The organism is Pseudomonas sp. 9AZ (assembly GCF_902506525.1).
Classification (GTDB): Bacteria; Pseudomonadota; Gammaproteobacteria; order Pseudomonadales; family Pseudomonadaceae; genus Aquipseudomonas; species Aquipseudomonas peli.
In genome coordinates this window covers 1,152,609-1,166,049 of record NZ_LR733840.1, presented here as the reverse complement: position 1 = coordinate 1,166,049, position 13,441 = coordinate 1,152,609, and the positions used below count along the sequence as shown (strand labels likewise).

Annotated in this window: 8 protein-coding genes; 2 read left to right on the top strand and 6 right to left on the bottom strand. The window is 57.2% G+C overall.

Annotated features, from left to right (window positions below; genetic code table 11):
- Nucleotides 1-10: 10 nt before the first annotated feature.
- The 3 genes from ALTER154_RS05555 to ALTER154_RS05545 all read right to left on the bottom strand — a co-directional run bounded on the left by ALTER154_RS05555 (nt 11) and on the right by ALTER154_RS05545 (nt 6,207).
- On the bottom strand, nt 11-4,198 hold the full coding sequence (locus ALTER154_RS05555) for an EAL domain-containing protein (RefSeq protein ID WP_160085586.1): 4,188 nt from the start codon (nt 4,196-4,198) through the stop codon (nt 11-13).
- A gap of 626 nt (nt 4,199-4,824) precedes the next feature.
- Nucleotides 4,825-5,628 carry an inositol monophosphatase family protein gene (locus ALTER154_RS05550; RefSeq protein ID WP_160085585.1) on the bottom strand — a complete coding sequence of 268 codons (804 nt, stop codon included), beginning with the start codon at nt 5,626-5,628 and terminating at the stop codon, nt 4,825-4,827.
- Nucleotides 5,629-5,646: 18 nt separating this feature from the next.
- A complete protein-coding gene (locus tag ALTER154_RS05545) occupies nt 5,647-6,207 on the bottom strand; it encodes an HAD family hydrolase (protein WP_160085584.1) in 561 nt (186 codons plus the stop codon).
- Between the two features lie 522 nt (nt 6,208-6,729).
- On the opposite strand from ALTER154_RS05545, the gene ALTER154_RS21200 reads away from it, so the two are divergent.
- Nucleotides 6,730-6,996: a helix-turn-helix domain-containing protein gene (locus ALTER154_RS21200; RefSeq protein ID WP_160085583.1), complete on the top strand. Its 267-nt coding sequence runs from the start codon at nt 6,730-6,732 to the stop codon at nt 6,994-6,996.
- 297 nt (nt 6,997-7,293) lie between these two features.
- Nucleotides 7,294-8,328 (top strand): sensor domain-containing diguanylate cyclase, encoded by a 1,035-nt coding sequence (locus ALTER154_RS05535; RefSeq protein ID WP_160085582.1) that lies wholly within the window; start codon nt 7,294-7,296, stop codon nt 8,326-8,328.
- A gap of 86 nt (nt 8,329-8,414) precedes the next feature.
- Here the strand turns inward: ALTER154_RS05535 and ALTER154_RS05530 are convergent, their stop codons facing one another.
- The 3 genes from ALTER154_RS05530 to ALTER154_RS05520 all read right to left on the bottom strand — a co-directional run bounded on the left by ALTER154_RS05530 (nt 8,415) and on the right by ALTER154_RS05520 (nt 13,064).
- Nucleotides 8,415-9,035 (bottom strand): tyrosine-type recombinase/integrase, encoded by a 621-nt coding sequence (locus ALTER154_RS05530; protein WP_160085581.1) that lies wholly within the window; start codon nt 9,033-9,035, stop codon nt 8,415-8,417.
- A gap of 96 nt (nt 9,036-9,131) precedes the next feature.
- Complete coding sequence (locus ALTER154_RS05525) at nt 9,132-10,928, bottom strand: UvrD-helicase domain-containing protein (protein ID WP_160085580.1); 1,797 nt, start codon at nt 10,926-10,928, stop codon at nt 9,132-9,134.
- A complete protein-coding gene (locus ALTER154_RS05520; protein WP_160085579.1) occupies nt 10,929-13,064 on the bottom strand; it encodes an ATP-dependent endonuclease in 2,136 nt (711 codons plus the stop codon).
- Nucleotides 13,065-13,441: the final 377 nt, after the last annotated feature.

The following is a 13,441-nucleotide window of genomic DNA, read 5'->3' as shown; positions in this document are numbered from 1 at the left end:
CGCCGGCGATTCAGCTCAGCATAAACAGGGCGGTGCCGGTAAACAGCGCGGTGAACTGGTGGGCCGGCATCGGCCTGCCCAGCAGGAAGCCCTGTACTTCGTCGCAGTCGTGGCCGCGCAGGAAATCCAGCTGGGCCAGGGTTTCCACACCTTCGGCGATTACCGTGAGGTTCAGGCTGTGGGCCATGGCGATGATCGCGCGCGCGATTTGTCCGTCCTGTTCGCCATGCGGCAGGCCGTCGACAAAGCTGCGGTCAATCTTCAGCACGTCGATCGGGAATTGTTTGAGGTAGTTCAGTGAGCTGTAGCCGGTGCCGAAATCGTCGATGGCGATAAACACCCCCAGCTGCTTCAAGCTGCTCAGGGTTTGCATGGCATTGGCCACATCTTCCATGAGGATGCTTTCGGTCAGTTCCAGCTCCAGGCAGGCGGCGGGAACACCGCTCTGCTCCAGGATCTGCGCAATCCGCTGATGCAGGTCGCCTTCGGCAAACTGGCGTGCTGAGAGGTTGACCGAAATCTTCGGCACACGAATCTTCGCCTCGTGCCATTCGGCCAGTTGCCTACACGACTCGCGCAGCACCCAGTCGCCAACCTGGACCACCAGGCCCAGTTCTTCGAGTACCGGAATAAAGTCACTCGGCGGCACCAGGCCGCGCTGTGGATGCTGCCAGCGCAACAGCGCTTCGGCGCCGGTCAGGCGTTTGCCATCGCCGGAGAACTGCGGTTGGTAGAACAGCTTGAACTCGCCCTGTTCGAGGGCGTGGCGCAGGTCGCTTTCCAGCTCCAGGCGCTGCAGGGCGCTGGCGTTCATGTCGGCCTGGTAGAACTGGAAGTTGTTCTTGCCGCGTTCCTTGGCGTGGTACATCGCCGTATCGGCGTTCTTCATCAGCTGGCTCAGCTCGTTGCCATCCTGCGGACTCAGGGCGATACCGATACTGGCGGTAACGAAGAACTCGCGGCCTTCGAGGATAAACGGCTGCGCCAGGCTGGCGAGAATCTGCTCGCCAACGTGGATTGCGCGGGTCAGTGCGCCTTCACGCTGCGCCTGGGATTGCAGCAGCAGGGTGAACTCGTCGCCGCCCATGCGCGCCACGGTGTCGTCGCTGTCCACGCAGGCGCGCAGGCGCACGGCGACTTCCTTGAGCATGCGGTCGCCGGCGGCATGGCCGAGGGAGTCGTTGATCGGCTTGAAACGGTCGAGATCGAGGAACATCAGCACCACCCACTCCTGATGCCGTTCACCGTGCTGCAATGCACTGTGCAGGCGATCCTGGAACAGGGTGCGGTTGGGCAGCTGGGTCAGGGCGTCGTAATACGCCAGGCGGTGGATACGCTGCTCGCTAGCCTTGCGCTCGCTGATATCGCTGAAGAAGCACACGTAGCTGACCAGGTCGCCTTCATCGTCCTTGACCGCAGTGATACCGACCCAGGCCGGGAATTTCTCACCGTTCTTGCGCTTGAGCCACACCTCGCCCTCCCAGCTGCCTTGCTGGTTGAGCTGTTTGATCACATAGGCCAGATGGCTGGCTTGCTGAGTGTCTGCAGTCAATACGCTCGGCAGCTGGTCAAGAATCTGCTTGGAGCTGTAGCCGCTGACCCGGCTGAAGGCGTTGTTGACCTGGACGATATAGCCCGCCGGGTCAGTGACCAGAATGGCCGCCGTGGAGTGCTCGAATACCGTGGCGGCCATGCGCAGGTCTTTTTCGGCGCGGCGCTGCAGGCTGATGTCGCGACCAACACCTAGCAAGCCTTCGAAACGGCCGCTGTCATCCCACATTGGCACCAAGCGCAGTTCCACGGGGATTTTCTGGCCATCCGCACGCAAGGCGTCAAAGACGAACAGTTGCGGCAGAAATTCGGCGCGCAGTTCGGCTAGGCGCTGCGGGTCACCGAGGGCGTTGCGCACGCGGTCGAGCAGGGCGTAGAAACCGCTGAGCTGACGCGGGTTGGTAGCCAAACTCTGGAAGCCGTTGGCCAGCGCCCACTCGCTGTCATAGCCAAGCACCGGCATCACCGATGGGCTGACATAGTTGAGTTGCAGCTGGGCATCGGTGGAGAAGATCACGTCGCTGATGCTTTCCGCCAGCAGGCGATAGCGTTGCTCGCTGGTGCGCAGGGACTCGCTGTGGGTGATCTGTTCGGTGATGTCCTTGGCCACGCCAATCAATCGGCTGACCCGGCCCTTGGCATCGCGCGCCAGGGCCTGCTCGCGGATATCGAACCAGTGCCAGCTGCCATCGCGGTGCCTCCAGCGCAGCTCGAACTGCATCAACAGGCCATTGCCCAATACCTGCTGGATATTGCGCATGCGTTGGTACAGCTCGACATCGTCGGGATGCAGAATTTTTTCCCACAGCCGATCACCGAGGGCACGCATTTCCGCCTTGCTGTAGCCCAGCTGCGGGCCGAGGTGGTTGTTGCTGTACATCACCCGCTTGCCGGCGATGTCGTGCACATAGATGGTGTCAGGTACTGCGTTGACCACATCGGACCAGAAGCGCTCACGCTCGATCAGTGACGTTTCGATGCGTTTGCGGTTGGTGATATCGCTGATGCTGAGGGTCACGGCCTGCAGGTCGTCGATACTCTCCGGCAGGCGCATCAATAACCACAAGTGGCGCTCATACCCTTGTGGCGTGGTGATCTGGCGCTCCATTTCTAGCTGACCGCTACCGCTGAGCAGAACACTGAGCAGCTGCATGCGGAAGCCTTCTGGGCGCAGCGGGCCGCTATTGAACAAGTGTTGCCAGGCCTGCTGGTTGGAGTCGACACCGAGGAGTTGCAGGGCCACCTGATTGGTTTCCGTCAGGCGTAGGCGCTGGCACAGCTCAATGTGATGTTGCGGGTCGACGTCCAGCCAGCGCTGCAGGCTGGCCATGTCGCGCAGTTGCTGTTGTTGCAGGTAGCGCTGTAACTCAGCCAGGTCGAGCACGCAAAGGGCGGTGCCGGTGCCATCGAAGATGTCCTGATAGCGTCGGCGGGTTTCCTGCAGCACATGCGAGGCATGCTGTTCTTCGGTGACATCGCGCAGCACCCAGACAAAACCGGTGCGCTTGTTGTCTTCGCTCAAGTCGCTGCGGCTGATGTCATACAGATGAGTGACGCCGTTCTGCTGAATTTCTACCAGGTCCGGGCCAAGGTCGTTGTGCAGCGCGGTGTCGTGCAGCAGCAGCGGGTCGAGGCGTGGCAGCAGTTTCAGCAGGTGCCAATCACGCGCCTCATCGTTGCTCAACCCGAACATCGCTTCCGCTTGCGGGTTGAGGTACTGCAATTGGCCGCTGCTGTCGGTGACCAGCACGCGTTCTTCGATGGCGCCGAGTACGCTGGCTGCTTGCTGCAATGAGCGCCGCGAGGCGGTATTCAGTGCGTGCAGGTTGCGTTGCTCATTCAGCAGGCGGTACAGCGCCAACAGCGTGAGGGTGGCGCAGAGGATAAACAGCAGCAGCTTGCTGGCCTGCTGCGGCAGCTGTTGGGCGCGCACCTTGCGCTCGTTGAACAGCGCACGCAGTTGCCAGTCGCTGCCTTTGAGTGGGGTTTCCAACATGCTCTGGTCGAGGTTTTCCGCAGTCACAGGCGGCGCGACGGCTGCATTTTGAATGCCTTGGGCCACGTTGCTGGCAATCACCCGCTGAGCATTGCGGTCTTCCAGTAGCCAGTGATGTTGGCTTTGATGGTGTTCATTCAGCCAACCGGTAAGTGCCTGGTTGGTCAGGCGCAATATCCAGAACCCGCTGGCCGTGCTGTCGGGGTTATGCCGCAGCAGCAGGTAGATACGCCCATGCTCGTTGGCACTGAAGGTATAAAAGAAACTTTCACGGCCACCCCGTTGCAGCAACTCTTCGAGGTACAACGTATCGTCGGTGGGCGCATGGCTGTCAGCGATGATGCGGCCCTCGGCATTTAGCCAGGCCAGGCTGCGCAGCGTCGGGAATACGCCGCGCAGCGTGTGCAGCAGTTCTTCCAGCTCATCCGGGTTGTTTGGCGGCAGCACATGTGGCTGCAGCAGCGCCTGGCCGGCACTGGCTTTCAGCGCCATGTTCAAATTGAGGTGGTTGGCCAATTGCGAACTGTAGGCCAGGCCCAGTTGCCGCTGGTTGTCGAGCAGTTGCTGGGACTCCTGGCGCAGTTGCCAGAGCAGCAGTACCAACATGCTCAGCACCAACACCACCAGTGCGCCACGGGTCGGCCCACGCATCGTCGCAGCCGGCGGCGCGCCGGGAGTACGCGGTGTGATTGGGGGCGTGACTGTTGGCAAAGACCTACATCCTGGGGCTGGGCGACGATGACGGTTCCTGGGGGCGCAGAATGGCCGGCAGGCAGGGGGCGGCTAGCATGCCATAACCGTGGCAAAGTGCCAGCGCCGCCGACGATCGTCGTTTGCCCTGTTCGGCGCATTCCGGTAGCTTTGCCGCACGCGCGCGTGGCTGTATGAACAGGATGCTGCGCAGGTAGCGCCTGGCGGCTCCGTCCCCGCCGTTTAGCCTTAGGCTACACGTATCAGTTGGCGGCTTCTCTTTCGTTTCAACCCAGAACCAAGGTCATCATGGCTCAATATGCGTATCTGCCTTATTAACTTTTAGTCACGTTTTGCGATCTGTAGTAGAGCCCTCATGTTCACTGGCTTTCCAGCCTCTCCAGTATGTTTTTCCTCTCAATTCTATGTCAGGGCAGAGCTTTTAGTTAGCTTTTGCTGATTTTGGGTCAAATTTAGGCTCCCAAACTTAACTTTTTGTAAGTGATCCTATATTTGCGTCTTGCCTGGCATCACCAGTCGATTCCCCGTTGTGCGGCAATAAATTACGGAGCGCATTGGCCTTCCTCTCATTGGAATACTCTCTCCCATTTGCGGCTGGCAAGTGTGATGCATGCAAGCGATGCCCCTCCGAAAACTCGATTACCCACGATGCCAAGACTGTCTTCCGCGTAGCGCGTGATTTCTACACCATCTTGGTCTAACAGAGTTCCCCCCGCACCTTTTAGAATTGCATGCCCTGCCGCTACATCGTGGGCCGATACCGGGACGACTGACACCGCAGCAACTGCGTCCCCTGCAGCAACCCTTGCAAGGCGATAAGCAATGCTAGGCATAGGATGAAATACTGCAGGTTCACAGAGTTCAGCGTTGATCATTTGTTTGCGAAAGGCGGCGGTGCTTACCATTACCTTGCAGCCAGCTTCTAGCGCAGCTCCGCGAAGGCTGGTTTGAAGGATTTGTGCATTACGGCGAATGCCCCTAAGTCCCTCCGTCCAAGCGATACAATCTGGAGGGCCCTCAACCGTTACGGGTGCATAAACGACGCCAAGGATTGGGACTTCGTTTCTAAGGAGAGCAACAGATATTGCGGAGCCCTTAAGCCCATTCAAGAAGTCAGCTGTTCCATCATTCGGGTCCACCACCCAACAGTATTTAGCACGACTCAAGCTCGCCTCGGTTTCTTCGCCCCAAAAGTCGCAGCGAGAAATTTCTAGTAGAGCGACACGCAGCCGCTCTTCGATCTCGATGTCGACCGCTGCCTTGTCGCCTGACCCACGTGGCCCCGATGGGCGCTCCCATTCGGCGATAATCAACTTTCCTGCGTCGAGCACCTGTTCCGTAACACGATCAAGCGTTTCTATGTAGTTCATACGATTCGTATTGGTGTATTAGCAGCTGCCTGGGAAGCAATGAGCTAGGAGCTCTCCTTGCCCTCTATTGATTTGACGGGCCTTAATTCCGAAAGCTCTTGGGCCATCGTAATCGGCACGCTTGCTGTCCCCGATAAACAATGCATCGCGAGGCCGGCATTTCAAAAGTCGGCAGGTGCTTGCGTAAATTTCAGGATCTGGCTTGGCCGCGCCAATTTCACAGCTGAAAATGAAATCGCTGACCATAGGTAAAAGTCCCCGCACTGCAGCGCAGTATTCGAAAGCGAGGTTGCTGCACACAGCGATCTGAAATCCCCGGCCGCGCCATTCGAGCAGCGTCTGCGGCACGTCGGGGTAAAGACGAAAGCTATCTATTTCGGTCTTAATCTGGCGCTCTAGATATGGGGCTAAAAATCCCACATCGAGTTCATCTGCCAAAACACTAATGGGCTCATTACGGGTAAGAAACGGAAGCCGCATCTCTCCGCCTGCTGCATCAGCGAGCTTGGAGTAAGGATTTGTGCGGCGCGGTCTCTTTTCAATCAAGGTACCGAAGACGTCCAGAATCAAGGTTGTCATGACTACGGCGCCGAACAAGACTGTCCTGCCGCGTATATAACCTCGCACACTGCGCCGTTCAGTGCGGAGGGACTCCCCGTTACATATTGAGCAAGGTTATCTACCACGTAGGCATATGCTACAGCGGTATCGAGAACAAGGCGCTCTGCACGCAATAGCTTTTGCATCTGCCAAACACTGGTGCCATTCACGTGATCAGGGGTCACTAACATTACGTCCGCGACTCGACGAATTTGGTTCTGACACGCCATCAGATTCTTCAGGGATTGACCGTCCGAAATGAGCAGCATCCTGCTCAGCTCTATATCTCCTCCGCACTCAACCAGCCGCACGTAAAACCAGGGCTGGTGAATTGTGTGCTCTACGGATTTCCACATTCGGTGTTCGTTGCCGAATAGTGATCCAAGGTCAACCTCTGCCTGCTTGTGAGTTAAAAACATAAAATACCTCGACCTATGCTCTATCGAGTATAGCCCTTTGCGCGCTCGAACGGCTTCATGATTCCTTTTGCGAGAGTGGCAAATGGAAATCAGGGCGGCGGTTGGAATTGCGATACGGAAGATCAGGATTTCTTGTGCGGTGCCACAAGAGGGGCTAGGGCCGAGTCAGTCTTATGTGAGTGACGTTGAGCGAGGGATGAAGTCACCATCTATTGAGAAGATCGACGACATCGCGACCGTGTTGGGAGTCCATCCAGTTACCCTTCTTGCCTATGCCTATGTTCAGGCTGGAGTCCCGGCGAGCGATTTGCTTGAGCGAGTCCACTCTGAGTTATCGAAACTTGAGTGACCCAAAATACGACGAGATCATGGCCCGCTATGCTGATCATCTGAAAGACCGAAGCGACCTGCTCGAAGGACTTGATGTAGGGAGTAGGAATTTTCACTGAGGCCGTAACATTAAAACCATTCCCCCAGGCTGCTTTCGGCCAAGAGCAGACACTCGCTATGTGACCACTAGATTTGGGGCGTTTCACAACGATGACTCCTTGTGGCAGGCCGTTGTGGCTTGGTGAAAGCCCGCGCTGTTTACTACCCTGCTAATTAGTAGACAATCGAGATGCCCCTTCGCTACCGGCACGCACAAATGGATCAAATTCTCTCGATTCTCTCCGAAACCATTCCTAAAGCCCGAACGCTGGAGCAGCTCACGCGGCCTTTACTGAGCTTACTCAGCCAGGCCACCGGGATGGAGTCGACTTACCTGACGACCATTGACACCGATGCAGGCGTCCAGCGTGTCGAGTTCGCCCGGAACGTCGGTGACATGGTTATCCCAGAAGGACTTGTCGTGCCATGGGAAGATACGCTGTGTAAGCGAGCACTGGACGAGAACCGCATGTACTCGGACAACGTTGCCGAATGCTGGGGTGACTCAGAGGCCGCAGCGGCTTTGGGCATCAGAACCTATGCAAGCGCTCCAATCAGATCCCAGGATGGACGGGTACTGGGTACGGTCTGTGCCGCCAGTTCAGATCAGGTGGCACGGGCGCCCGATGTAGAACCATTGTTGATGCTGCTGTCAGGGCTGTTGAGCTATTCCATTGAGCGTGAACGGCTGGTTGAGCGGCTGCAGGCTGCCAACTCCGAGTTGGCTACACTGGCGATGACAGACCCTCTGACCGGCTTGTCCAATCGGCGCGCCATCCTCAATGATGTACCTCGTCTGTTCGACCAAGCACTGCGAGAGAGTACATATGTGCTAGTAGGTGTGATCGATCTAGATGGCTTCAAGCAAATCAACGATACCTACGGCCACCAGGCAGGGGATCAGTTTTTGTGTGGTGTGGCCACCCAGTTGCAACATTGCCTCAGATCCAGCGATACGATTGGTCGTGTCGGTGGGGATGAATTCATCGTAATCGCAGTGAGTACACCATCCGAACACCTGGACCTAAAAACCGACATGCAACATGCCGCCGGGCTAATGCAGGATCGCCTGAGCAAAGCTACGATAGGCCAATATAGACTGGGGCCAGAACTTGACGATATTGACTATACCGGAGCAAGTGTTGGGGTCGTCGCTGTGCTGCCGGGCAGCATGACTGCGGAAGAGGCTGTCATGTTGGCTGACCGCGAGATGTACACGGTGAAGCAGCAACGTAAACGGCAAAGGTTGTAGATGCCGGATAAATGCTTTTGAACGGGACCAGTCTGTCGTATCAGGCCGGTTAGCGACGGCCTGACTCCTACCGTCGCCATGCATGGTCAAGCCTCGGTCTGTTCCGCCATCTCCAGGGCGTCATCGACCTCAATCCCCAGATACCGAACGGTGCTCTCTAGCTTCGTATGGCCGAGCAGCAATTGAACCGCCCGCAGGTTCTTCGTCCGGCGATAGATCAGTGATGCCTTTGTACGTCTCATTGTGTGAGTGCCATACATGGCTGGATCAAGGCCAATGGCTTTCACCCAGCCTTTGACGATACGAGCGTATTGACGAGTGGATAGATGATCTGAGGTATGCAGCCGGCTCGGGAAAAGGTAGTCCTCGCTGCGGAGCTGGGCTTGATGTATCCAGGCCGCGAGAGCAGACCGTGTTTGCTCAGTTATCTCGAACTGCACTGGCCGCTGCGTTTTCTGCTGCATCACCATGGCTCGTGAAGATATGTGCTCTCCATGGGCAACATCGCGCACACGAAGCTTGGTTAAGTCGCAGGCTCGAAGCTTGCTGTCGATGGCCAGATCGAAGAGAGCCAGATCCCGGGTTCTTTCTGCAATTTGAAGCCTGACTCGGATGGCCCAGATATCTCTCAGCCGGAGCGGGGTTTTCTGCCCGACCAACTTTCCTTTGTTCCAGGGCTGACGGCTGCAGGTAGCAATGATGTTCATAGCAAGTCCTCCACATGTGGGAGGGCAAGCATGGCTGGCCAGACCAGTGGTCGCTAACCGGCCAGGAGCGGTCACTTGCGACCAGATTCTTACCCGTCAAGAAAGCTGGTCGTACCGGAATGCACATCCAGTAAGTACGTCGGTTGGTTGATAATCTCCGCTCCAGCCTCGACTACGACCGCGCTCAGAGATCAGATGTAGGTTCTTTCTGGCCCGCGACGACACCACATACATGAGCTTCTTAGCTGTCTCGGCCTGGTTCGGATCGCTGAAATGGGGAACCATCCCTTCTAGCAGGCCATAGGCGATCACTGCGTCATACTCAGCGCCCTTGACCCCGTGGATCGTCGATACGGTGATTCCAGTCCGGTCCGCAAAGACCTTCCTGAACATCGCCAATTCAGCGATCGCCTCAGCGCCTTCCTTGATGAGCTTGTCAATGCGCTTCTGCGAGCACTCAAAGAAAGCGTCGTGATGCTCCTGGAGTGCCGCGCAGGTGTGGCGATCGATTCCTAAAGTGGAACATAGCTGGTCGAAGAACACCCGGAGGAAGACAAGGCCATCGGTCTCGGTGACGGTGATGGCGTTGCAGGCGCGCAGCAGTGTCTTGCGGTCCAAACCTGGAACCTCGACGCCCGCCTCGCTGAGGTCAGCGATTATCTCTCCCGCCCATCGCATCCGGCGTACATAGAGCTGTGGGGACGCCTCCGTCAGAATGATCCGAGCGAGCTTGTACCAGAAATTGTCGACGTCGCGCGCAAAGGGCACCATGCCCGGGCCGTCGAACGAATAAGCTGGAAGCGCCGCGACCAGCCTGCGTGTCATGCTTGCGAGATGGACCCACCAAGGCGCAACGATACAGACCTCATGCTGAGCGATCCCGAGCGTTTCGACGTTGAATTTGATGAGCCTTACAAGCTCTTCCTCCAGCGCGTCGCGGTGCGTCTGGTGATCGAACGACACCACGCTCGCGTAGTCTTTGCTCCTCCCCACCGCCTCGATCTTCGAAGGCCAGACGTTGTAATTGCCGAAATAGCTCACAATGCGCGATGACGACCGGTAATTGTCTGACAGCTCCATTTCATTGAAGGCGATGCCGCACTGCGTCCCAAAGTCCGCCGCCGTAATCGCATAGCCGCCAAGCGAGCCATAGATTGCCTGATTAGGATCGCCTACCACGAAGGCGGACGCACCGCGTTTCGACGCTTTCAGGATCGACGCGAGGATCGCATATTGGATTTCCCGCGTATCCTGAAATTCATCGAGGAGTACGCATTCGAAGATCGAACCCAGCAGCACGCTGATCGACGGATTATTCTCGATGAGTTGATAGGCGTAGAAAAGGATCAGTTCAAAATCGACCTGCCGCTCGGCACGAAGCGCCTTCCAATATGCCCGCAAAACTCCCCTAATTGCTTCATGCTTGTCGGTCTTGTTGCATGTCAGGACATAGCCGTTCGGCTTGAAATAATATGCGCAGTCGAAGCTACTGAGCTTAGTGCCCTGCACCGCGCTGCAGAGTTCCTCGTGCATTCGTTCGGTGTCATGGGCATTGATCACCCGGAAACCGTGCTTGAGCGCCGAGTGATAGATTCCGTAGGGCTTTAAGATCCATTCGAGACAGAAGGAGTGGATCGTGCCAATCCAAAGCTGGCTCGTATCGACGCCAAGCTGCTCGATCCGTTCGTGAATCTCATCCGCAGCCCGGTGCGTGTAGGTGATCGCGACGACGCGTTTTTTGTCCGACTTAAGCTCCGACAACAGGCGGGCGATCTTGTAGGTGAGGGTTCTCGTTTTACCGCTCCCCGGGCAGGCAACGAGGAAGACGCTGCCTGGATGCTCGATGGCTGCGACTTGGGCGTCGTTCAGATCTTTCCTGTCCCAGACAAACATCTAGAAGCTCGCCAGGATCGTGTTGATGCCGTCGGCCGGAAAGGCCTGTAGCATTTCGGCGCGGACCCCTGCAAAGTCGATCTCGCCGCGATAGTAGCGTCTGATTTGCGCGCGCATCGCGTCGATGTCCACTACCGCGTGTAGTTGTGACTCAGCAAGAACCGAGACCCGATAGTCCAGGACACGCGCCCATGTCTGGATGGATACCGGGAGATGTGCTTGGAAGATGGCGTCGAGGATGTAATCCGGAATGACAGTTTCTGGCGTGATCATTCGCCCCAGGATGATGGCGAACCACCCCTTTCCGGCGTAACGTGCCATCGTCAGCACGCGCGTCCCGAAACGTGCGATATCGCCCGATTCCAGCTCCATCTTAGACGTCGCGATGGTGCCGCTATCCTTATAGACGTCGCCCAGCACCGAAACGACAGTGCCGACATTGCCGGCGGAGACGAAATCGACCTCGAAAGTGTGGTCGGCGAAGTGCGCCGACAACCAGGGATTCCCGTCACACAACTCCTTGAGCACTGCCTGGCGCTGGAGTCCAGCGATCTGTGACCCCAGTGCCTTCTTCTTTGCGGCCGCCTTATCGTCACTGTCGAGTATGTCCTTGGTCGTATCGATAAACGCGCGGTCAAGGTCGGTGATGATCGCGCAGCGCTTGCGGATGCGCTCGTTATGGAAAAGCACCGCAACATTCTCGAAGCCGGTGCTGCGGATGTTGATCAAGCTGATCCCCAGCTCGTCCAGGCTGAGCCCGAACACTTTTTTAACGAGGATCGGGATGAGGATCTCCTCGGCGTCGCCCTCGACCAGGACCACGCTCTTGGCGAAGAGCAGATTGCTGCGGACCGCATCGAGGTAGCGCTGGATATTGCCAATCTGGCCGGAGTCAAGTCCCGCAGATGGCTGAAACACCTCGCATCGTCCGTCCTGCCGGCCGAGGATGTTGATGTTCACGACGTTGTTCACTTCGGATATGTGGGTCGAATGGGTCGAATAGATGATCTGGGTGTCATCAAAATTCAGCCGGTCGAACAGCGTTTTCTGGATATGGGTGTGGATGTGCGCCTCCGGCTCCTCGATCACGAGGAAATTGGCGAAGGACTCTTTCTGCTTCTGATATTTGAACTCGAGCAGCTTCAACGTCAGGTAGATTAGGTTTGCACCGCCCAGGCTCAACTCGTGAATCGCGCCCTCATATTCTTCCTCGTTCTCGCCCACAAACAGCTTGAGCGACTGGAAAAGGCGGTCGGCCTCGTCGGACAGATCCGAGCGGATCGAAAGTGATCGCGGGGAGTAGGTCTCGCCTGCCGCATCGGTGATGGTGTCGCGGATATCGGTGCGGATGGTACCTACATCTGGTAGGCCCTCGATTGCATCGTTGAGCCCTTTGACGAGCGCGGTGATTGGCTCGAAGCTCTGCGGATCGATCTCACCGCTTCGACACTTGAGCAGAGTTAGGAGGGGGTTGGTGCGGTTGTTCTGGAAGTCGGAGACCACATCGCGCAGTGCTTGCACGAAGGTGAAGCACACTTCGCGCGAGATCGAGAGCATGCCCGGGATGACGCCCCCGATAGCGGGGTTCGTCAGTTCTTGGGGAAATAATACCGCGTCGAAGTCGCCAACCAGTTGCCTATAGGTTTCGGGATCGAGGAAGTTTGCGGTGCTCTTGCCGGTAAAGATCGTTTCATAATCCGAAATGGTGATCTTCGAACGTGCCTCGGCGAGTCCTTCCGTATCACCGGCGGCAAGGTCGGCCAGGGTCCGCCGGACTGCCGCCTTGGGGCGAAAAATAAGGTTGTAGGTCGCCTTGCCGATCGCACCGTCGGCGATGTTACCGGTCCCATGGAGAAAGAGGGACTGAATCGCCTCGTCTTGGGATACCTCATCGAACTCGAGGCTAATGACTATCCAGTGACCGCGCCAGTCGCCAAGGCCCCGGTGGAAGTCCTTCTCGTCGAGCCTATATGCCGCGCGCAGCAGCGTGTCGTCTAGCAAAAGACGCAACGCCCGGAACAGGTTTGTCTTGCCTGACCCGTTCTCGCCGATGATCGTGTTAACGCCCTTGTTGAAGACTACATTCGCGCATTCGAAATTCCGGTAGTTGACGAGTTGTAACCTTGAAATATGCACGAATAACTTACCCCGTTTAGCCGTAGCTCGTTATTTTAGCCTGCCCAATCGAGCTGGAGCATTGTGCGCTCCCGTGGCTTGGTGGTGAAGATGCGGCTCAATGGCTTAGCAAAGCACCGATCGAATCCTGCATTGTGGGCGAACACAAGCGCCGCTGGCCCTGCAAAGGCTGCAGCCCCTGCGATGTTGATCGGGTAGTAATCGGTGTAGACCAAGATATTGATGCTGACGGGGAAGTCCAGAACTGACTCTACTGCCAGTGAGTGGCTCCTGCCCTCCGTGGCCGACAGTTGCCGGCCACGGAGGGTAGGAGCCGGCGTTTAGGAGGGCGGACAAAGATTGGATAGGTGCGGCCATAGATTGGGCCAGAAAGGCCG

Coding starts and splice junctions, on each gene's coding strand:
- ALTER154_RS05525 (WP_160085580.1), bottom strand. CDS start 10,928: ATGTTTGTCTGGGACAGGAAAGATCTGAACGACGCCCAAGTCGCAGCC.
- ALTER154_RS21200 (WP_160085583.1), top strand. CDS start 6,730: ATGGAAATCAGGGCGGCGGTTGGAATTGCGATACGGAAGATCAGGATT.
- ALTER154_RS05545 (WP_160085584.1), bottom strand. CDS start 6,207: ATGACAACCTTGATTCTGGACGTCTTCGGTACCTTGATTGAAAAGAGA.
- ALTER154_RS05550 (WP_160085585.1), bottom strand. CDS start 5,628: ATGAACTACATAGAAACGCTTGATCGTGTTACGGAACAGGTGCTCGAC.
- ALTER154_RS05530 (WP_160085581.1), bottom strand. CDS start 9,035: ATGAACATCATTGCTACCTGCAGCCGTCAGCCCTGGAACAAAGGAAAG.
- ALTER154_RS05555 (WP_160085586.1), bottom strand. CDS start 4,198: ATGCGTGGGCCGACCCGTGGCGCACTGGTGGTGTTGGTGCTGAGCATG.
- ALTER154_RS05535 (WP_160085582.1), top strand. CDS start 7,294: ATGGATCAAATTCTCTCGATTCTCTCCGAAACCATTCCTAAAGCCCGA.